The sequence below is a fragment of the Loigolactobacillus bifermentans DSM 20003 genome, assembly GCF_001434575.1.
Lineage (GTDB): Bacteria > Bacillota > Bacilli > Lactobacillales > Lactobacillaceae > Loigolactobacillus > Loigolactobacillus bifermentans.
This window is the reverse complement of the sequence record NZ_AZDA01000058.1, coordinates 1-21325: the sequence shown is the minus strand read 5'-3', so window position 1 is coordinate 21325 and position 21325 is coordinate 1. Positions and strand designations below refer to the sequence as shown.

Sequence of the window (21325 nt, the reverse complement as noted above, 5' to 3'; positions counted from 1 at the left end):
TGCGTTAAGCGATGCCTAAGGTTTGTAAAATCAACCAGAAGTTTAAAATAATCAAAATAATGGCAATGATCCAAGCCGTGTACTTGACCCAGGCGTGGTTAACGAAATTGCCCATTAATTTTTTGTTACTGGTGAATAAAACCAATGGGACGATTGCAAATGGTAATGCGATACTTAAGAAAACCTGTGAGAAGGTCAAAAGATTTTCGATTTTAGATTCATTACCATGATAGTAAATGGCAAAGCCTAAAACAGGTGTAATGGATAACAATCGTGTTAACAGCCGTTGCGCCCATAATGGCATTTTTAAGTGGATGAAGCCTTCCATAATGATCTGTCCAGAAAGGGTACCTGTAATGGTTGAGCTTTGACCGGATGATAGTAACGCAATGGCAAACAACATACTTAAGACTGGGCTTGCAATGGCCCCAACGATTTTTGAATCACTTAACGCGTGATACAAATCGACGAAGCGGCCTAAATCACTGTGTGTGCCGTAGAACAAAGCGGCACCTAAGATCAATAGGAGACAGTTGACAACGAAGGCAACTGTTAATTGAATGTTGGAATCTGCCACAGTGAACCGAATAGATTTGGCCACGTGCGCATCATTGTTGCGGTCGATACGGCGTGTTTGTGAAATTGAGGAACCTAAGTAAAGGTTGTGCGGCATCACCGTTGCCCCAACGATCCCTAGCGCTAAGTACAGCATGGACGAATTTGAAACGATCCGCGTGCTTGGGACGAAACCTCTGAAAATTTCAGGGACATTCGGTTGGGCCAAAATGACTTCATATAAGAAGACAAATAAAATGACAGCAACCAAGGTGGCAACGATCGCTTCAATTTTACGGAAGCCCATTTTCATGAGTAACAATAAAATTAAAACGTCGAATGCGGTAATGGTGATCCCGACGATCAGTGGGAAGCCAAATAATAATTCTAAGGCGATCCCAGAACCGATAATTTCAGCAATATCGGTGGCCATAATGGCAAGTTCGGTAATGATCCACAGGAAGATTCCCATTCCCTTAGACGTGCGCTCACGGGTAAGCTGGGCTAAATCTTTTCCAGTCACAATCCCTAAGCGAGCAGCCATGGCTTGTAGCAACATAGCAATCAAACTGGATAGGAGAATCACGCTGATCAAAGTGTACTTGTAAGTCGCCCCACCAGCGATTGAGGTGATCCAGTTCCCAGGGTCCATATACCCCACGGCAACTAATGCGCCTGGACCGGTATAGGCAAGTAAGGTGCGCCAATAACCAGCGTTTTGTGGTACGTTTACCGAACCGTTGACTTCGGATAAACTTTTTTGTGCGCCGCCAGTACTGGCGAACATCTTATCGTGTGTTTCTTTCTTCTTCAAATGGTTCCCTCTTTTCTATTGGCTTAGAATTGAGTGCCTGACAAGTAGGCCTTCAATGAATGAGTCCTTTTTACTGCGACTATATCATAAGCTTTTTCAGAAAAAAGTCAATACTAGTTTCAAAAAAAGTTAACAATACCTAACAATATGATGAGCGTTGTCTGTGAACGTGGGGTGACTCTGTTTTTCAGAACCGACCGAAGCGTGCTATACTAAGGGATAAGATTTGTGTTTAAGGGGGCCATTGCTATGGTGCAACTTTTGATTCTCGGCTTATTTATCGCGCAGGGGGAAGCGTATCCTTACCAACTGTTACAGTTAATTCGACAACGTCACTATGACGCGTTTATTACCATTACCAAAGGTTCTTTTTATTATAATATCGACGTGTTAGAGGAAATGGGCGCATTAGCCGTGACGGCCTATTTACCGACAAAAAATGCGTTTGTCAGTAAAACTAGCTATGTGATCACGGATCAAGGGCGGGCGTTGTTTAAACAATTAGCGGCCAAACAATTGCTCAAACCGGATAAATTTCAGTCACCCAGTGCGTTAGGGCTATTATTAGCCAGTGATGTGGCGCCTGACGTTTTGTCACAGTCACTGGCACAGCATGTGGCAGATCTTGAACAGGAATGCCAGTCTTTGGAAAAAGCGTTACAAGTGACCGACCTGACAGCATTACAACAGGAATTATTGCAACATCGCTTAACATTGCAAAAATCAGATTTAAATTGGTACCAAAAATTACAAAAAACAAATCAGTGATCCGTTTAATCGTTACAGACAACCTGTAGCGATTATTTTGTGATTGGAAAGTGAATTTAAATGACAATTCAACTTAAACAAGCAACTGCGGCTGATCTTGAAACGTTACGCGCTATTGGTATTGAAACCTTTACTGATACTTTTGGGGCGTTTAATACGCCGGACAACATGCAAACCTATTTACAAGCTGCCTATGCGCCCACTTTATTACAGCAAGAATTGGCGACGGCTGGCAGTACCTTTCAATTGTTGTACGTGGATGAGCAGTTGGCGGGTTATCTAAAGCTGAACGTCGATCAAGCGCAGTCTGAACCACGCGGGACGCAAACACTAGAAGTTGAACGAATCTATATTCGATCAGCATTTAAACGCCAAGGGTTAGGCCGATACTTGATCAACGACGCTATTCGCCAAGCCCAGGCTCAGCAAAAATCAAGCCTCTGGTTAGGCGTTTGGGAACATAACACGCCTGCCTATCAATTTTACCAGGCCATGGGCTTTCATGAAACTGGGTCACATGTTTTTCAATTGGGCACCGATGCCCAACGTGATTTGATCATGGAAAAAGCACTCAAAAACGCCCGCTGAATCATCAGCGAGCGCGCTTGAAATAGTCGTTAGTACCAAGCTGGTTTGTCACCATCAGTGTTCGGTTTGTTGACACCAACCGAGTGATGCACTTCAGCAGTTGGATCTTGGGCTAATGTCACCACATAAGCGGCGATACTTTTACGAGAAACTTCGGTTCCTTTAAAGGCATCGCCTTTTTGTGTGGTTTCATAATCAATTTCATCATTATTGGTCAACCAAGCAGGCCGGACAATGGTGTAATCCAAATCGTCAGCAGCTTCTAAAACCTTAGCAGCGGCGCCGTAAGTTTCCAAATAACCGCCATCTAACATGCGGTGGTTCCACTGACCGAAGGCACCTGGTACTTCATCATAAATACCCAGGGTCGAGATCCAAATTAAACGTTTTACCTGCGCTGTGCGCATGGCAGCCACAACGGCCTTGGCTTGGGCTTCGATATTATGACCGGCTAAGTTGGCATAAACCACATCTTTGTCAGCCATGGCTTGGGTCAGGTCAGCAACGTTATCAGCATCGCCTTCAATGATGGTTTCACGTTTTGGATCATCGGCGGTTAGCCGCTTAGCGTTGCGTAAGAAAAGGGTTAAGTGGGCATCTGTTTGATCTAAAAAAAGCTTCGTGGCGAGTTGGGCGATTTTACCGTGAGCACCTAAAATTAAAATATTTTGCATGTCGAAACTTCCTTTCGTTTTATGAACAGCTTAACTGTAACTTGAAACATTACATTTAGCAATTGAAAGCACTTGTAAAATCGGTTGATGGTTTTTTATGAAAAATTTAGCCATTAAAAACCCAGTGTTTTTGGGAATGGAAGCGATAATTAGGGGAATCTCCTAATTGAATTTAACAATTCTTATATATCTATTCTATATATTGTGCTATATTAGTTCATACACACAATATATAGAAATGAGTGATAGCGATGACCAAGCGCATCAATGTCCTTTACATAAGCTTAACAGGGAACACCAAGCATTTTATGGGGCGGCTAGCGGATTATTTTGCCACACAAGCTATTGTCTTAAAGGCGATCAATGTGAAAGAGAATCCCGAACCAACGACTTTAACGGACCCCTTTGTGGCGTTTTTACCAACCTTTTTAAAAGGTGGTAATGGTGTCGATAATGGGTATACCGAGATTTTAACCAACAAACTCGGGACTTATTTAGATTTTGCTCAAAATTATCAGCATTGTTATGGCATTATCGGCAGTGGTAATCGGAACTTTAATAAGCAATTTGCCTTAACGGCGAAACAATACGCTGAACGGTTCGGTTTTCCATACTTAACTGATTTTGAATTGCGCGGCACCAAAAGTGATGTACCGCGTATCGCCAACATTATTTTAAAGCAGTGCACCGCATTTACAGCACAGGAGGCTTAGCCATGACCAGTACCCCACAAATGGAAAAAACATATTTTTATTTAAATAACTTAGTCAACATTCCCGTTGACGGTGAGATTCCACTGTATTACGACCAAGAAGCGTTGCGCGCTTACTTCAAAGAAGAAGTGTTGCCGCGGACCAAACAATTTGAATCATTACAGGCTCGCTTAGACTATTTGGTACAGGCGGATTACATTGATCCAGAGGTGTTGGCGCAATATACACCTGCATTTATTGAACAACTTTTTACCACTTTAAAAACCAAACATTTCCGGTTTCGGAGCTTTTTAGGCGCTTATAAGTTTTATACCCAATATGCGATGAAAACCAATGATGGTTCAGAATTTTTAGAAGATTTTACCCAGCGGGTGGCGTTTAATGCGCTGTACCTTGGTCATGGAGATGCCAAATTGGCCAGCGAGATCGCTGATGAATTAATTGCCCAACGTTATCAACCAGCGACACCAACTTTCTTAAATGCCGGTAAAAAGCGGCGCGGTGAAATGGTGTCTTGCTTCTTGATCGACATGGCTGATTCGATGTTATCAATTGGCCGCAGTGTGAATTCTGCTTTACAACTGTCACGAATCGGTGGTGGAGTTGGCGTGAATTTGTCGAACTTACGAGCTGCTGGCGATCCCATTAAAAAAATTGCCAATGCGTCTTCTGGCGTGGTGCCCGTTATGAAACTATTGGAAGATTCCTTTAGTTATAGCAATCAATTAGGACAACGGAACGGTGCCGGTGTCGTTTATTTAAACGTGTTCCATCCTGATATTTTACATTTTCTGGAAACTAAAAAAGAAAATGCTGATGAAAAAATTCGGGTCAAGACGTTATCGTTAGGGTTGATCGTACCAGATAAGTACTATGAATTGCTTAAAACCAATCAACCGATGTACTTATTTAGTCCGTATGATGTGGAACGAGAATATCAGCAACCTTTTGCCTATCTGGATATTACAGCAGAATACGATCAGCTGGTAGCGAATCCGAAAATCAAAAAAACGGCCATTAATGCCCGCGAATTAGAACAAAAAATTTCGCAATTACAACAGGAATCTGGCTACCCGTATATTTTAAATATTGATACAGCTAATCGTACGAATCCAGTGGCTGGACGGATCTTAATGAGTAATTTGTGTAGTGAAATCTTACAACCGCAAACACCATCGCAGTTGGATGAAGACTTGGCCTACGAAACGGTAGGAACTGATATTTCGTGTAACCTCGGTTCGACGAATATCATGAATATGCTGGATTCTCCGGATTTTGGTCATTCGGTGGCCGTTGCGGTTCGGGCATTGACCATGGTGACCGATACCACGAATATTCGGCAAGTGCCAACGATCCAACACGGGAATGCACTGTACCATACCATTGGGTTAGGTGCCATGGGCTTACATACAGCACTAGCCCGCCATCAAATCGAATATGGTTCCCCAGAAGCTTTGGAATTTACAGATGCTTATTTCATGGCATTAAATTATTATTCTTTGGTTACCAGTCATCAAATTGCTTTAGAACGGCAGACCACTTTTGCGGACTTTGAAGCTTCAGATTATGCCAATGGGCGTTACTTTGATCAATATTTACAGTCTGATTTTCAGTTTAAGAGCCAAAAAGTGGCTGCGATTTTTGAAACCGTCAAATTGCCAACAGTCGCTGACTGGCAAGCCTTAAAGCAGGCTGTCATGCAAGACGGCCTGTACCATCGTAATCGGCTAGCAGTTGCCCCGAATGGCTCAATTTCTTATGTGAATGAAACCAGTGCCTCACTGCACCCAATTACACAATTAGTTGAGCAACGGCAAGAAAATAAAGTAGGGTCGATTTTTTACCCAGCCCCTTATTTGTCCAACGCTACCATGCCATATTACCAACCGGCCTATGATATTGATCAACGGAAGATCATCGACACGTATGCAGTGGCCCAAAAGCATATTGACCAAGGCATGAGCTTGACGTTATTTATGCGCTCGGTTTTACCAGCTGGCTTGTATGAATGGAAAGATGATCAACAGTTGAAAATGACTACCCGGGATCTTAACCGGTTGCGCAATTATGCCTGGACCAAAGGAATCAAGTCCTTGTATTACATTCGAACATTTACAGAAGATGACGAAATCAAAACCGCCAATGAATGCGAAGCTTGCATGATTTAGCAGGATGAAAGGTGACAACATGAGCTACTTATATTACAAAGCAATTAACTGGGATGAAATTGAAGATAACGTTGATAAATACACTTGGGAGCAATTAACCACTAATTTTTGGCTGGATATTCGGGTACCGGTAACCAATGACCAACCGAATTGGGCGCAGTTGCCTACAGCAGCCCAACAGCAAATTGGTCAGCAATTGGCTGCTAGTTCGTTATTAGCTGTTTTTCAATCAGAAGTGGGGACACCGGCCTTACGCCACGATAAGCGTACCCAACAAGAAGAAGCGGTGCTGAACACGATCACCTTTATGAAGTCCGTTCATGCCAAAAGCTGTACGACGATTTTCCGGGCGTTAGTTCCTGGGAAAAGCCAAACCTTCTTTGACTGGGCTGATGCGGATCCACAATTACAAGCGGAAATCGAGCAATTAACGGCGGTTTGTCAATCAGGTACCCCGTTACAGAAAAAGGCGTTGTTTATGTTAACGGAAACGGCCTTATCCTTTGGCAAATACGCAACCGTTTTGCAACAAACCACGTTACCAAATACCAATCAAATGCTGCACAACATTTTGCAAGGAAGCGCCATTTTCTGTGCTTACTTAGGTTATAAATTTCAGTTAGGCTTTAACGAGTTAGCCCCTTCGGCCCAAGCTGATTTAACCGCCTGGATCACCCAGCAATTTAACCGGTTGGTAAATTTGGAAGCTGATTATTTAAGTGCAACTTGTGAGGACGCTGAAGCGGCGCTTAACCTATGCCGTTACGGGGTTAACCAAACTTTGGCTGCCTTAGGCTTAAGTGCTAGCTATAGTGTGACACCAGCACCATTTGTGACCAAGTTAGCGCACATTGCCATTGATCAGGATCAGTTCCGCCAACAAGTAACCGCCGCAAATCATCCGGCTGACTTAGAAGTCATGACGGATGACGATTACGACTTTTAAAGAAAAGGACGCGTTGAAATGAGCTATCAAACAGTTAATTGGGATAAAATCGAAGATGAATTTGATGAATATGTTTGGGACAAAGCCACAGCACAGTATTGGTTGGACACCCGGGTACCGGTTTCCAATGATTTACGCGATTGGCGCACCTTATCCGATACTGAAAAATCAGTGATCAACAAGGTTGTTGGCGGCTTGGCATTATTGGACACTTTACAGTCTGAAGAAGGTGTCGATGTCATGCGTCCAGATGTTCGGACGCGTAAAGAGGCGGCGGTGATCAATGATTTCTTAATGATGGAGTCGATCCACGCCAAAAGTTATGGCACGATCTTAACGTCTTTAAATGATCAAGCGACGGTCAATGAAGTCTTTGAGTGGATGAACAATAACCCACGGATGCAGTATAAGGCCAAGCGGATCAACGATATTTATCAGTCTGGCAACAACTTGGAAAAGAAAGTCGCCAGTGTCTTTTTAGAAGGTATTTTGTATTACACCAACTTCTTTACGCCTTTGTGGTACCGGGGCAATAATAAGCTGGCTAATTTGTCGGAAATTATTAAATTGGTCATTCGGGATGAATCCGTCCATGGCACTTATTTAGGCTATAAGTTCCAATTAGGGTTTAATGAATTACCTGCTGCAGAACAAAAGACCTTTAAAAAGTGGATGGATGATCTCTTGGACGATTTATTGGAAAATGAATTTGCCTTTACTGAAGAAGTTTATGCGCCCATTGGTTTAGCAGCAGATGTGAAGCAGTTTGTCCATTATAATGCCAACAAGGCTTTGCAAAATATGGGCTTTGATTCACGTTTTCCCAACGCTGAACTTAAGGACATTAACCCTATCGTGATGAATGGGATTTCCACAGAAACAGCGAATCACGACTTTTTCTCACAAGTCGGGGCAGGCTATTTAATGGGGAATGCTGAAGAAATGACTGAAAGTGATTACGATTTTTAAGCATCCACATGCATGCGTGTCACCGCTTAGCAGGCTATTTAAGTGATGATGCCATTTTAAAAGTAAACCTAAAAGTGGTGCCCTTTTTCAGAAAGCGCACCACTTTTTTGCTTTTCACAAAAAACTTTAAGAAAAGGCCTGAATTTTTAGCCACAACGGGTATAATGTTTATTAAAAGGAATTAAGAAAGTAGGGAGAAATTTGCGCGAAGATTTTAATGAGATTGTTAAAAAAATTGCTGTGTCCGATATTCGTCAATTCGATAACGAAGTCAGCCAAGTGCCTGGTATGGTTAAATTAACCTTAGGGGAACCTGATTTTAACACACCAGAACACGTGAAAGAAGCTGCCATTCAGGCAATCAAGGACAACCAATCCCACTACACACCAAATCCTGGGATCCCAGCTTTACGTGAAGCCGCGGCCGCTTATTATAATGAAAAGTTTGACTGGCATTACAAGGCCGAAAATGTCATTACCACGGTTGGGGCCACAGAAGGTATCGCAGCAGCCTTACAGGCCATTGTGAATCCAGATGATGTGGTGTTGATCCCCACCCCAATTTTCCCAATTTATATTCCAGACACGTTCTTAGATCATGGTCAAGTGATCTTTATTGATACCAGTGCGGATGGCTTTGTCTTAACCCCAGAACGGTTACAAGCGACGATTACAGCGCATCCAGAAGCCAACTTTAAGGCGATTGTTTTGAACTACCCGAACAACCCAACTGGGGTCACTTATAACCATGACGAACTGGCTGGTTTGGCTGAAGTGATCAAGCAAAATCAACTTTGGGTGATCAGTGATGAGGTTTATGCGGAATTATCTTACAGCGAACCCCATGAATCTTTAGCCAACTTTATTCCGGATCAAGTCATTGTGATCAATGGTTTATCGAAGTCCCATGCCATGACAGGCTGGCGGGTCGGCTTCTTGTTGGCCCCAACTGCAGTGGTGGATGAAGTAATCAAAACCCATCAATACATGGTGACGGCGCCAACCACGATTGTGCAATATGCAGCTTTAGAAGCTGTGACCAATGGGAAAGAAGATAGCCAAGTCATGGCCAAGCAATATATTGCCCGTCGTGATTACTTGATCGGCGCGCTTGAACCTTTAGGCTTTAAGATGGCGCGTCCAGATGGGGCCTTCTACTTATTTGCGAAGATCCCAGCCAACTGCCCACAAGATTCTTGGACTTTTGTACGTGAATTAGCCAAGACGCAAAAATTAGCTTTGATTCCTGGCATTTCATTCGGTGCTGGTGGGGAAGGTTACGTGCGGATCAGTTATGCTGCGAGCATGGAAAATCTTGAAAAAGCCGTTGCGCGTTTAACAGCTTACGTGCAATCACAAAATTAAGTACCATTCAAAATGGCCGTCTCACGAGGAAGAGCTCAACTCGTGAGGCGGCCATTTTTTTAAAGCGCTAGGCTGTACCAGGCATCACAAGTACTGTGTGCTGTACCTGATAAGGCAGCGGTTAGTGGCTGAAATTGATATTTTTCATACATTTTAATAGCGGTGTGTAAGTTTTTAAATGTTTCGAGGTACAGGGTGTGGTAGCCGAATTCACGGGCCGTCGTGATACAATGTTGCATCAACTGCGTTGCGTAGCCTTGGCCGCGGGCGTTAGGTAATAAATACAGCTTTTGCAGTTCTGCCACGCCGCTTTGTGGAAACGGCGCAATACCACCGCCACCAACAATTTGGCCTTGCTGTTCCACCACCCAGTAGCGCGCGTAAGGCGTTTGCTGATAAAACGCCGCTAATTGACCTAATTGTGGGTCGTAATAGGCAGTGCCTGGTAGATCATCGTGGTATTCACGTAAGGTGCTTTGGATCACTTGCCTTAAGGCAGTGTTATCTCGCGGTTCAATTAAGCGTAGGGGCATCTGCGCAACGCCTTCCTTCATTAAAATTCTTCGTAAACAGCAGGATCTTGATTTTTATTGCGACCATCGGGTTGGGTCAATTGGTTGATTGCGTTCATATCAGCTTCTGAAAGTTCAAAGTCAAAAACAGCTAAGTTACTGGCTTGACGGCTAGGTGTTGCAGACTTGGGAATTGGTAAGACGCCAAGTTGTAGTTCCCAGCGTAAAATGATTTGACCCTTATCTTTACCATATTTTGCGGCTAATTCACTTAAGACTGGTTGTTGATTTAAGTGCTGCGCACGGCCTAAGGGACTCCAAGCTTGCGTGATAATGCCAGCTTGTTGATCATAGGCACGCTGTTCGGCCTGGTTAAAGCGTGGGTGCAATTCGATTTGGTTGACCACTGGTGTGACGCCAGTTTCAGTGGTGAGACGGTCCAAATAATCAGGTAGAAAGTTGCAAACGCCGATTGACCGCACAAGGCCAAATCGTTGGGCGTCGATCAAGGTTTGCCAAGCCTCGACGTATTGGTCACGTTTGGGATTCGGCCAATGTAACAAATATAAGTCGAAATAATCTAAATGCATCCGATATAACGATTCTTGAATGGCCGCAATGGCGTCCGCCCGCTGATAGTAGCGACCGGGTAATTTTGAAGTGATCAGTAGCTGGCTGCGTGGCACGCTGGTTTGCTGAATAGCAGCACCGACAGCACCTTCGTTTTCATAATTATACGCAGAATCAATTAAACGATAACCTTGATCCATTGCGGAAACCATCGCGCGTACGCCAGCAGTTCCGTTGAGCTTATAAGTGCCAAAGCCGATTTTAGGCAGGGCAGTACCATCTTTAAGTTGGTAATCTTCCATGATGTCACACTACTTTCTAATGAATTAGTAGGTGGGCCATAATGCATTTAGATGACCAGGATTAACGAAAATCAGCTCTGGACTCTGCACTTTGAGTCTGGAGCTGATTTACCGTTAAACGGAAGAATCTGCATTATGGCGCACGTTAGAGGCCGATTTTGTTCCTTTTTCAGATGCCATGTTTCTGGCGTGATGGTTTTCGTCCGCCAGAATGGCCATCCTCCGAAATAAAATTTTGCGTTAGCAAAATCTAACTCTAGAGATTTTAGGAGGTAATTCAAAATCGGCCGGGTGCGGTGCGCAAACTAAAATAAGCAATTATGGCCCATCCTCTTAATTTCAGTATACCATTCTGAACACATGTCAGGTTATCAGGTGCGGTGAAGGTGTTACAATAGAACAAGCAAGGGGGCGGTGGCATGAGTTTTCAGACATTTATGGCAGCATTTGATCAAGCGTTAGCGAAACGGGCCGGGGAGCCAGCGTTAATGGTGAACTTTCCAGTGATCTTACAGCTTCAAAATGAAGAGCTGTGGATCGAATTGCCAACGTTTAATCAAAAAATAAACCAAGGGGTGCTAGGCTTTTTCACGCCAGCCGATGTATTAGATCATATTTACGGCTTGTTAACAGTGGTGTTAATGGGGGCTAAGAAGGCGCCGAAAGAAGTTGTATTGCCTCAGGCACCGAACCGGGTGTTGCGGCAAATTCCCATTCCCAATAATGTTGTTGCGAATCACACTTTTTGGGCATAAAAAAAACACGGTTGGCCCGTGCACTTTTTAGTGAAATCTAAAACGAATTATAAGAAAACGAATCAATTAAAATGCCGGTTTTTCTAAAGACCAATAACGACAGATGAGTACAATGCCACTTGTGACACAAAGTGCACCAAAACTAAACAGTAAAACGGGGTGTGCAATTTGAAGTACCATCAAAACTTGTGAAATAGCTGCGAATAAGTTTAAAAGTACGACAATTGCCGGAATCATTTTGATCAAGACGGCTCAGTCCTTTCATAATTGCCTGTGCTATTCTACACTTCTAGTATAGCGCAGATCAGTAGTACAGCCAAGCCGTTAGCTCTAAAATATTTAGGTATACCAATTTTTATTGATTGATTAGAAATTATTGTGAATTTCATTTTATGCAAGATATAAAAAAGCCTTTGCGCAAGTTTAATTGTGCAAAGGTTTTTTAAGCGTCAAGGTTATTTTTTAAGGTTGGCTTCGACAAATTCGCGAATTGGTTCTTCACTGGTTGCGTCAATGTAAGGTTTGATTAATTCGAGCGTCTTTTCAGTGCTGTGATCGTTATTCTCCATAAAATAGTTCCAGATCGCGACGCGAACAGGCGTGTCATCTTGACTCCAATCAAATGCTTCACTCATTGCTTTGTTAAGAATTTGTGGTTCAGTTGCAACTGCTTCTGCCATTTTGATGACCCCCTAAATTTTTTCTGTACAGAATGTCAGTGACTGTTGGTCCGGGCAGGCGGACCTTCATCCGCTGTACAATTCTATTGTAGTCCCTTTTGCAAAAAGTGGCGCATTTAACGCTCAAGCAGTTAAGAAATGGTAAAGATCAGCGGAGGTTTTATGGTATGATGAGAATTATCTAATTATTTTCTGAAAGAAGCCTGCCAATGATTCAGCGAGAAAAATTATTCACCAAAGATGTTGTTTTGATTTTATTGGGAAGTTTTTGCTATATGTCGTCATCCATGTTGATCAATCCACTGATTGTCGGCTTTACCCGTAGTATTGGTAGCAGTGCATTACTGGCTGGTGTGATCGCGGCGATGATGAATTTGTGTTCACTGTTTTTCCGGCCCTTTGCTGGGCGGTTAACGGATCGTGTGTCAAAATATAAATTGGCCTTTATTGGCGGTGGGTTACTTTTCATCGCTGGCATCGGTTACGCCATTGCAACCACCGCTTGGTTGATTGCACTTTTTCGGGTGGTGAATGGACTGGGCTTTGCCTTATGCTCTGTTTGTATGGCCACTTGGTTAGCTGGAATTTTACCGCGGCATCGAATCGGAACCGGAATGGGCTATTACGGTATGATGAACGCGTTAGGGATGGCCATTGCGCCGGCATTGGGGATCTATGTTTACGGTCATTTTAGTTATCGTTTGGCTTTTTGTTGTGCGGCAGTTTTTAGTGGGACGTTGATGATTTTGATTCAATTTATTGCGGATCGTGGGCTCCCCCAAGTCATGGTCGATACAAAGGCCGCCAAACCGATGCGCTTAGTTCAACCTAAAGTGGTGCCGATCGCGTTGATCATTATGATTTTGTCCATTCCGTATTTTGCCACGCAATCGTACATTGTTGAATACGTGGCTGAACGCCATTTACATGTTGCTGTCGGGAGCTTTTTCTTAATTTATGCCATTATTTTATTAGTGATGCGGCTGGTTTTGAAAGATTATTTTGATCGGGTGCCGTTTCAATATTTTCTCCTAGCAGGTGTGATCAGTAACGGGATCGGCATGCTAGGCTTAACCTTTTTAGTGAACAATTGGTGGTTAGTGGTTGCTGCTTTTGGGCTGGCAGGTGGTTACGGCCTTATGTATTCTGTGTGCCAGGCTACTGCGTTATTAGTCGCACCGCTGGATGAACAAGGCTTGGCCAACAGTACTTTTTATATTGGTATGGACTTGGGCATGGTGCTCGGACCAGTGATTGGTGGGGCGTTATTCGATTTTGTACCCCGGCTATGGTTTTACCCAGTTTTATTAGTAACATTACCGCTTGTTGGCATTATTTTCCTGGTGTTCCACCGGCAATTAAAGGTGCACGCCAATCAAGGTTAAAAGCGTCACAAGATGCTTGCATTATTGAAACTACATGTGTAAACTGTTGATGAAACTTAACATAAAAGGAGCCGTTACTGCTCCGACATGAAAACTTTCGCAAGGAGGACGCCATGTTTCCATCGTGACGGTCTTCGTCCGATGGAATGGACATGCACCGAAATAGATTTTGCGAAGGCAAAATCTAACCTTAGAGAACCGAGGTGCCGCCATGTTTCCATCGTGACGGTTTTTGTCCGATGGAATGGTTCGTCTTCAAAGTGAAATTTTGCAAAAGCAAAATAGATCTTAGCGCATTTAGGAGGGCCATGAGTCCTGCGGGGTGAATTGCCCCCACAAGACTGGTCATCCTCCGAAAATCAGATTTTGCAGAAGCAAAATCTAACCCTAATGTATTTAGGAGGTTTTTAAAATGGTAGTTGAAAAACAAGCGGTTGCAGAGATCAGCGATGCGGAATGGGAAGTCATGCGTGCGGTTTGGACGTTAGGCGCGGTAACCAGTCGTAAATTGATCGATGTGTTAGCTGAAAAAATGGGTTGGAAGGCTGCAACAACAAAAACATTGATTGGCCGATTAGTGAAAAAAGGTGCTTTAAATGCAACGCGTAATGGCCGGGCATTTACGTACACGCCATTGGTTGAGGAACAACAAGCCATGGATTACGCCACCACCACCTTGTTTGACCATTTGTGTCGCATGCGTTCTGGACAGGCGCTAAGCCATTTATTGGCGCATGTGACCTTGAGTCAAGGTGATATTCAGTTGTTACAACAGCAACTCGCTGAAAAAGCCAAGACAGCACCGGAACATGTGATGTGTAACTGTGTGCCAGGTGAATGTCATTGCAACTAAAGTCGTCGAATGGCGGCTTTTTTTGTTACAGGGATCAATGCAAAAATAAGATTGCATTTTAGCCGAAAAGTACGTAATCTTAAAGAGGCAATTTTAAACAGTGAAGGTGACGTATGACCCCAGATGAGCAACGCGCAGCAGCCGATTGGGATGCATTTGCGCCAGACTATGTTGCGGCCCAGCAAGCCAGTCAATTGCCTTTTGTGGCTGCAATTCAGCAAGTGCTACAAGCAAGTGGGCTGTTGCAAAATCACACAGTGGCAGATATTGGTGGCGGTGCTGGCCGTTTTGCAGTTCCATTTGCACAAGCTGCCCAACAGGTGACGATTTATGATTTTTCAGCTGTGATGTTGCAGTATGCTGAACAGCTGGCCCGGCAACGGCAAGTGACCAATCTGAAGACGCAGCGCCGGGCCGTGTCTTCATTGTTGACGCAGCGGCGACCTATTGCAGACTTAGTCTTTGCACATATGTTGCCAGATTTGGCACCGGCCCAGTTAGCAGCTTTTAGTCGTCTTGCTCGGCAAACTGTTGCGTTAAGTCGGGTTACTGGCCAAACGGATGATTTTTTTGCCCCACTGGCCCGGCGGTTTCAGCAACCTGCCTTGTTTGAAACATTGCCAGATTTGGCAATGATGACGGCTTATCAGCGCCAATTACAACACGCTGACATTGCGTTTCGACACTGGCAATGGCACTTTCCGGTGACAGAGACTTGGACGCAAGCTGAGTTACAAGCCGCAGTACTACCTTTATTAAATTTTCAACAGCAACAGACGGTATTGCCTGAACTAGCGGCGCTTTTTCAGCAGCAACAGCAACTTCAGGTGACACAAACCTATCAAATCACGTTATTGATCTGGCCAGGAACTGGCCGTTAAACTGGGTTAGGGAGCAAACATTGGGATGGACATGGATTTAGAATTATTAGTGTTACAACGTCAAATTGCACGCCGTTTGAACCAGTGGTTAGGACAGGAATGTCTACCATTAGATGAAACAGATTTATTACTGCTTTTGATCGTGGCACAAAAAGCCCGACTGCATCAGCGTCAAGTAGCGGATTACTTAGCCTTAAATGCAGCGCATGTCACGCGGCTCGTGCATAAATTGGTGGTGTTAGGTTACTTGGAACAAATGCCAGATGATTTTGATCGCCGGCGGAAGCAGCTAGGACTGACCACATTAGGTGAAAAAGTCGTTACACGTGCGCAAAAGATGTTAGGCGTTTGGCAGCAGCAAAATCAGCTGTTTAAGGCCGGTTTACATGACTTAATTGGACAGTCGCATTAGGCGGCTGTTTTTTTCTTTCTATAATAGTAGAAAAACAACTTGACGTGTTCCAACTGCTTTTCTATGCTTAACTTACTGAAAATTCAAATGAAAGTGGGCAATGCGCAGCATGAGTGAAAAATTTAAGTTTGAACCAACTGCACCAGAACAGTTAGCCACACATTACGATATTCTGGTGATTGGATCGGGTGGTGCTGGCTTGGCCAGTGCGTTACAAGCAACGGAATTAGGAGCGCAAGTCGCGATTTTTGAAAAAATGCCGCGCTTGGGTGGCAACACTACCCGGGCATCTTCAGGCATGAACGCCGCCGAAACGGAAGTACAGTTGCAACATCATGTTGTGGATTCCTTTGACGATTTTTATGCTGAAACACTGAATGGTGGCGGTGGTCGCAATGACCCGGCCTTATTACAATATTTTACAACGCATGGTGCGTTAGCCATTAATTGGTTGGCGCAACATCAGATCCATTTAGATGACCTGACGATCACCGGTGGTATGAGTCGGCAACGGACCCACCGGCCAAGTTCTATGGCACCTGTTGGCGGTTATTTAATTACTGGCTTGCTAAAAGCGTTGGCTGCAAAACAAGTGCCGATTTTTGCGTCAGCCCAAGTCACGGCTTTGGCTGGGGATGCAACAGGGGTCACTGGCGTTACTGTGACATTAGCGGGACAACAGCGGCAAGTCAAAGCAGGTGCTGTTATTTTAGCAACCGGTGGTTTTGGGGCCAATGCACAGTTGATTGCCAAGTATCGGCCTGAGTTAGAAGCCTATCAAACGACCAATCAGCCAGGGGCAACTGGGGATGGGCTCGCTTTGGCACAAGCTGTAACGGCGGGAACCGTGGATCTTGATCAAATTCAAGTGCATCCCACTGTGCAACAAGACACTGACCATGCTTATTTAATTGGAGAAGCCGTCCGCGGGGAAGGTGCCATTTTAGTGGATCAGCAGGGCCAACGTTTTGTAAATGAGCTAGACACACGTAAAAATGTGACGGCAGCGATTGAGGCCTTGCCTGAAAAAAGTGCGTATTTGATTTTCGACCAAAGTGTATTTAAACGGGTGAAGGCGTTAGCCTTTTATCAACAGATCGGTTTGGTAACACAGGCTGCTGATTTAAACGCCTTAGCTGCAACGATTCAGGTCTCTGCCGCTACCTTAGCAGCAACAGTTGCCACTTGGAACCAAAACGTCGCCGCGCAAAATGATCCGCAATGGCAGCGTACCACAGGGTTAGACCGTCAATTGACCCAAGCACCATTTATGGCGATCCACATTGCACCGGCCATCCATTACACTATGGGTGGTTTGAAGATCGATCCGCAAACGCAAGTGCAAACAACAGCTGGTCATGTGATTCCAGGTTTATTTGCAGCCGGGGAAGTCACCGGTGGTTTACATGGTGATAATCGGATCGGTGGCAATTCAGTGGCAGAAACTGTGATTTTTGGTCGTCAAGCAGGCCAACAGGCTTGGTTATTTCAACAAAAAAGCAAGCAATAAGCATGTTTTTTAAGCAGAAATCCAACTTTTTACCAAAAAATTGCACTTTTTTTCGAGAATCACTCCTAAATAAAGTGTCGGAAAACGGTTACATGTAATCTTTCAAAACAAACGTTCGAAGTTGAGTTAATGGGAATTTAGCTCGACTCGAACGTTTGTTTGATTTCAGCATATTACAGCGCCGTAACATTATTGCGAAATAATCCGGTTTTGTAATGGTTTCGGTATTTGTTTGTTACACCTGCTTGATATACTATGCCTCGTTGAATGTTGAGAGCGCAAAAAAGCGTTCCACTAAGAAAAGTCATTTAAGTAAACAAGACAGAACAAACACATAGAATTTAGGAGTGATTTTTATTTTATTAAGTAAACGTGTCAAGATGTTATTAGTAACAACTGCTGGTGCCGCTGGATTATTAGTTGGTGGCGTGACTGCTGCTGATGCTGCAACAACTGTTACAGCCCAAGCTGGTGATACCGTTACAACGATTGCAGCGCGTTACGACACGACGGTTACAGCCTTTGAACAAGCGAACAACATCAACACAGCCACACACATGATTTATGCAGGTCAAACCTATACTTTACCAGGTTCTGCATCAACACAAACAACAACGACAACCAGCGCACAACCAGCTGCACAAAGTGCGCAAACTTACACTTATACACAACCAACACAAACAACGAACTATCAATCAAGCAATAATAGTTCAAGCAATAACAGTCAAACTTCAAGTGCCAGCACACAAGCAACAAGTGCTGCCTCAACATCAACAAGCTCAAGCTATACATCTAGTGCTAGTGGTAGCGAAGCCGCTGCGAAAGCATGGATCGCCAACAAAGAATCTGGTGGTTCATACACTGCAACAAACGGTCAATACATTGGTAAGTATCAATTGACTTCTTCTTACTTAAACGGTGACTATTCTGCCTCAAACCAAGAAAAAGTAGCTGATTCTTATGTTGCATCACGTTACGGTTCTTGGACGGCTGCGAAAGCATACTGGGAAGCAAACGGCTCTTACTAAGCCTTTAATCAATCTTTTAAAATAGTGGATCACTCAAATGGGTGAGCCGCTATTTTTTTGTGTGCAGTTCGTCCTTTTGTAAAAAATGGGCTCTGAGCATTGATTTTTCTTGTAAAAAGATTAACGGTTTATCCTGTTATGGTTAACTGCTAAAATAGAAGTAAATTCGTTTAGAAAGTGAGTGGCACAGGTGCAAGAACGATTGTCGCGCCTTGACACGACCCATTTGATGTACATTCTCAAAGGGTTACTGGTCGGGCTATTAAGTGGTTTTGTGGTAAGTTGTTTTCGGTTGATCATTGAACGGTCATTGGCATTTTGGCAGTCTATTTATCGTGCGGCGCAACAGCAGCCCTGGCTTTTAGGGTTGGTGTTATTGGGGATGCTGGTGATGGCGTTGGTGATCGGCTTGATCACGAAACCGCAGCCGCATATTATGGGCTCTGGGATCCCGGAAGTTGAAGGCCAACTGGCTGATGAAATTAAATTGCCATGGTGGCCAATTTTGTGGCGTAAATTTGTCACCGGGGTGCTTGGCATTGGCTCAGGTCTTTTTCTAGGGCGTGAAGGGCCGTCTATTCAACTGGGCGCTGCGGTTGGCCAAGGGGTTGCCAGTCGGTTTAAAAATGCCTCCACTACAGAACGGCGGGTATTGTTAGCCAGTGGTGCGGCTTCCGGGTTGTCGGCGGCGTTTAATGCACCGATTGCCGGCACCATGTTTGTGTTGGAAGAAGTCTACCATAACTTTTCGCCTTTAGTTTGGATGAGTGCGTTAGCCGGGGCCATTGGGGCGAACTTTGTGTCCACCAACTTTTTCGGCATGGTCCCGGTGCTCCATATTACCTATGCCAATTCGTTTCCACTACGCGATTACTGGCATTTGTTGCTGTTAGGCATTTTATTAGGGTTACTAGGGTATTTGTATCAACAGGTTTTGTTATGGATGCCAAAACTGTATCATGATCTTTTTCCTAAATTGCCACGTTATTTCCAAGGTTTAGTGCCACTGGTATTAGTGATTCCAATTGGTTATGTGTGGCCACAGTATTTAGGCGGTGGTAACGGGGTGATCTTAGATATTGGCCGGCATCAACCAGCACTATCGGCGTTGGTCATCTTATTGGTATTACGTTTTGTGTTCTCGATGATCTCCTATGGTTCTGGTTTACCAGGGGGCATTTTCTTGCCGATCCTCATGTTAGGGGCGGCAATCGGGGCCACTTACGGGACCATTATGTGGCGCTTAGGGCTATTGCCCCATAATTGTATCGTTAATTTACTGATTTTTGCCATGGCCGGTTACTTTGCAGGGATTGGGAAGGCGCCGTTTACCGCAATTCTACTGATTACCGAAATGGTCGGCACGTTGCAACATTTAATGCCGTTGGCGGTGGTTTCCTTGACGGCTTACCTGGTGGTTGATCTACTAGGCGGTGCGCCAATCTACGCCTCCTTATTACAACGCATGCAGACCACTCAAAAATTAGAGGCTTTAACGGGCCATGATGCGCAAATCGAAATTCCGATTTTAGTGGGCAGTGCTTTTTCTGAACAAATGGTCCGCGATATTCACTGGCCGCGCGAAATGGTGTTGATTGCCATTCGGCGTGGTGAATACAATTTAATTCCGCATGGGGACACCTTATTGCGGGCAGGTGATACATTAGTGATCTTAACCGATGAAGGCCGGTGTCGCGAATTGCGGCATAAGTTAGATAAAATTGGTCGCCGGATGTTACTCACCCAGCATTAAGTGAAAAAGCAAACGAAATTTGACGTGCTAATTTAATTTTAGCGTCGTCAAATTTTTTTTAGTTATTTTTCCAAAAAGCCTTGCTTATGGGGACCATTGCTGGTACACTTTAAGTGAAATATGAATATATGCGCATTTACGCATATAAGGGAGATGAGCGCATGGATCTTGTGAAAGAACATAGCCGCGCTTTCAAACTAGGTATCGGTCTCAATTTGGCCTTTATTATTTGTGAGGCGGGTTTCGGATTAAGTAGCCAATCATTAGCATTAGTTGCAGATGCAGGTCATAATTTAAGCGACGTACTAGGCCTTGTGATCTCCTGGGCGGCGCTACTGCTAGGGCAACGACAAGCCACTTGCCATCGCACCTATGGGTACAAGAGTATTTCAATTTTTGCGGCGTTGTTAAATGCCATTTTACTGATCGTCGCCGTGGTGTTGATCATTATTGAAGCGTTACAGCGTTTGCGGCATCCGGCACCAACAGGGGGTGTCACGGTAATCGTTGTGGCGCTGATTGGGATTTTTATCAACGGTGGAACGGCGTTGCTGTTCATGCACGGGCAACACGACTTAAATATTAAGAGTGCCTTTATGCACATGGCCGCTGATGCCATTGTTTCAGTGGGGGTTGTCATTGCAGGCTTCTTAATTTTATTGACTGGCTGGAACTGGTTAGATCCCGTGGTCAGTTTGGTGATTGCGGCTGTGATTTTAGTAGGGACCATCGGCTTGTTACGGGACTCTTGGGAGTTAGCGTCTGGCGCCGTACCTGATAAAATCGATGTCAATGAAGTTCGGGCCACATTATGCGCCCATCCTGAGGTCAATAGTGTCCATGACTTACATATTTGGGCACTAGGCACCAGTGATATTGCCTTAACCGCACATCTTTGTCGCTATGATTTTAGTGGTAATAATCATTTGATCAAACTCATTAACGATGAAATGAAAGCCAAGTATGGCATCACCCATGTGACGATTCAGGTGGAACAAGGCAAGCTGGTACCAGAATTGACGGATCATAATGTTTAAAAGTAAGACCAAATAAAAATGACTGTTCGCAAATGAAGTGCCCTACAATTGTTAGACAAGAAGTCTAATGATTGTGGGGCTTTTCTT

21 protein-coding genes are annotated in these 21325 nt (G+C 44.2%); 16 read left to right on the top strand and 5 right to left on the bottom strand.

Going from position 1 to position 21325, the window contains the following annotated elements; genetic code table 11:
- Positions 1-4: 4 nt before the first annotated feature.
- Entirely contained in the window at positions 5-1342 is a 1338-nt protein-coding gene (locus FC07_RS07965; RefSeq protein WP_057904610.1) for an Nramp family divalent metal transporter, read from the bottom strand.
- A 276-nt stretch (positions 1343-1618) separates the two neighbouring features.
- On the opposite strand from FC07_RS07965, the gene FC07_RS07960 reads away from it, so the two are divergent.
- Positions 1619-2137, top strand: coding sequence for a PadR family transcriptional regulator (locus tag FC07_RS07960; protein ID WP_057904589.1), 519 nt, complete (start codon positions 1619-1621; stop codon positions 2135-2137).
- Between the two features lie 60 nt (positions 2138-2197).
- A complete protein-coding gene (locus tag FC07_RS07955; protein WP_057904588.1) occupies positions 2198-2725 on the top strand; it encodes a GNAT family N-acetyltransferase in 528 nt (175 codons plus the stop codon).
- Positions 2726-2754: 29 nt separating this feature from the next.
- Here the strand turns inward: FC07_RS07955 and FC07_RS07950 are convergent, their stop codons facing one another.
- The gene (locus tag FC07_RS07950; protein WP_057904587.1) at positions 2755-3399 is read right to left on the bottom strand and encodes an SDR family oxidoreductase; all 645 of its coding nucleotides are present in this window, start codon (positions 3397-3399) and stop codon (positions 2755-2757) included.
- 251 nt (positions 3400-3650) lie between these two features.
- On the opposite strand from FC07_RS07950, the gene nrdI reads away from it, so the two are divergent.
- The 5 genes from nrdI to FC07_RS07925 all read left to right on the top strand — a co-directional run bounded on the left by nrdI (position 3651) and on the right by FC07_RS07925 (position 9560).
- Positions 3651-4112 (top strand): class Ib ribonucleoside-diphosphate reductase assembly flavoprotein NrdI, encoded by a 462-nt coding sequence (nrdI, locus tag FC07_RS07945; RefSeq protein ID WP_057904586.1) that lies wholly within the window; start codon positions 3651-3653, stop codon positions 4110-4112.
- Between the two features lie 20 nt (positions 4113-4132).
- Positions 4133-6280: a class 1b ribonucleoside-diphosphate reductase subunit alpha gene (gene nrdE / locus FC07_RS07940; protein ID WP_155797873.1), complete on the top strand. Its 2148-nt coding sequence runs from the start codon at positions 4133-4135 to the stop codon at positions 6278-6280.
- A 19-nt stretch (positions 6281-6299) separates the two neighbouring features.
- Positions 6300-7226: a ribonucleotide-diphosphate reductase subunit beta gene (locus tag FC07_RS07935; protein ID WP_057904584.1), complete on the top strand. Its 927-nt coding sequence runs from the start codon at positions 6300-6302 to the stop codon at positions 7224-7226.
- Positions 7227-7244: 18 nt separating this feature from the next.
- A complete protein-coding gene (gene nrdF / locus FC07_RS07930; RefSeq protein ID WP_057904583.1) occupies positions 7245-8195 on the top strand; it encodes a class 1b ribonucleoside-diphosphate reductase subunit beta in 951 nt (316 codons plus the stop codon).
- Positions 8196-8396: 201 nt separating this feature from the next.
- On the top strand, positions 8397-9560 hold the full coding sequence (locus FC07_RS07925; protein WP_057904582.1) for a pyridoxal phosphate-dependent aminotransferase: 1164 nt from the start codon (positions 8397-8399) through the stop codon (positions 9558-9560).
- A gap of 59 nt (positions 9561-9619) precedes the next feature.
- On the opposite strand, the gene FC07_RS07920 is transcribed toward FC07_RS07925, so the two are convergent.
- Positions 9620-10093 (bottom strand): GNAT family N-acetyltransferase, encoded by a 474-nt coding sequence (locus FC07_RS07920; protein WP_057904609.1) that lies wholly within the window; start codon positions 10091-10093, stop codon positions 9620-9622.
- Between the two features lie 20 nt (positions 10094-10113).
- Complete coding sequence (locus FC07_RS07915) at positions 10114-10944, bottom strand: aldo/keto reductase (RefSeq protein ID WP_057904581.1); 831 nt, start codon at positions 10942-10944, stop codon at positions 10114-10116.
- A gap of 419 nt (positions 10945-11363) precedes the next feature.
- Between FC07_RS07915 and FC07_RS07910 the strand changes: the two genes are divergently transcribed.
- Positions 11364-11699, top strand: a complete 336-nt coding sequence (locus tag FC07_RS07910) for a hypothetical protein (RefSeq protein ID WP_057904580.1) — start codon at positions 11364-11366, stop codon at positions 11697-11699.
- A gap of 455 nt (positions 11700-12154) precedes the next feature.
- Here FC07_RS07910 and FC07_RS07900 read toward each other — a convergent pair whose 3' ends face one another.
- Entirely contained in the window at positions 12155-12379 is a 225-nt protein-coding gene (locus FC07_RS07900; protein WP_057904578.1) for a P8 family protein, read from the bottom strand.
- A gap of 209 nt (positions 12380-12588) precedes the next feature.
- On the opposite strand from FC07_RS07900, the gene FC07_RS07895 reads away from it, so the two are divergent.
- The 8 genes from FC07_RS07895 (at position 12589) to FC07_RS07860 (ending at position 21238) form a co-directional block, all read left to right on the top strand.
- Complete coding sequence (locus FC07_RS07895) at positions 12589-13764, top strand: MFS transporter (protein ID WP_155797800.1); 1176 nt, start codon at positions 12589-12591, stop codon at positions 13762-13764.
- 412 nt (positions 13765-14176) lie between these two features.
- Entirely contained in the window at positions 14177-14617 is a 441-nt protein-coding gene (locus FC07_RS07890) for a CopY/TcrY family copper transport repressor (protein WP_057904577.1), read from the top strand.
- Positions 14618-14730: 113 nt separating this feature from the next.
- Positions 14731-15498, top strand: a complete 768-nt coding sequence (locus FC07_RS07885) for a class I SAM-dependent methyltransferase (protein ID WP_057904576.1) — start codon at positions 14731-14733, stop codon at positions 15496-15498.
- Positions 15499-15523: 25 nt separating this feature from the next.
- Positions 15524-15910, top strand: coding sequence for a MarR family transcriptional regulator (locus FC07_RS07880; RefSeq protein ID WP_057904575.1), 387 nt, complete (start codon positions 15524-15526; stop codon positions 15908-15910).
- A gap of 109 nt (positions 15911-16019) precedes the next feature.
- On the top strand, positions 16020-17420 hold the full coding sequence (locus FC07_RS07875; RefSeq protein WP_057904607.1) for a flavocytochrome c: 1401 nt from the start codon (positions 16020-16022) through the stop codon (positions 17418-17420).
- 380 nt (positions 17421-17800) lie between these two features.
- Positions 17801-18448: an aggregation-promoting factor gene (gene apf, locus FC07_RS07870; protein ID WP_057904574.1), complete on the top strand. Its 648-nt coding sequence runs from the start codon at positions 17801-17803 to the stop codon at positions 18446-18448.
- A gap of 229 nt (positions 18449-18677) precedes the next feature.
- Entirely contained in the window at positions 18678-20201 is a 1524-nt protein-coding gene (locus tag FC07_RS07865; protein WP_057904606.1) for a ClC family H(+)/Cl(-) exchange transporter, read from the top strand.
- A 161-nt stretch (positions 20202-20362) separates the two neighbouring features.
- The gene (locus FC07_RS07860; protein WP_057904573.1) at positions 20363-21238 is read left to right on the top strand and encodes a cation diffusion facilitator family transporter; all 876 of its coding nucleotides are present in this window, start codon (positions 20363-20365) and stop codon (positions 21236-21238) included.
- Positions 21239-21325 lie beyond the last annotated feature (87 nt).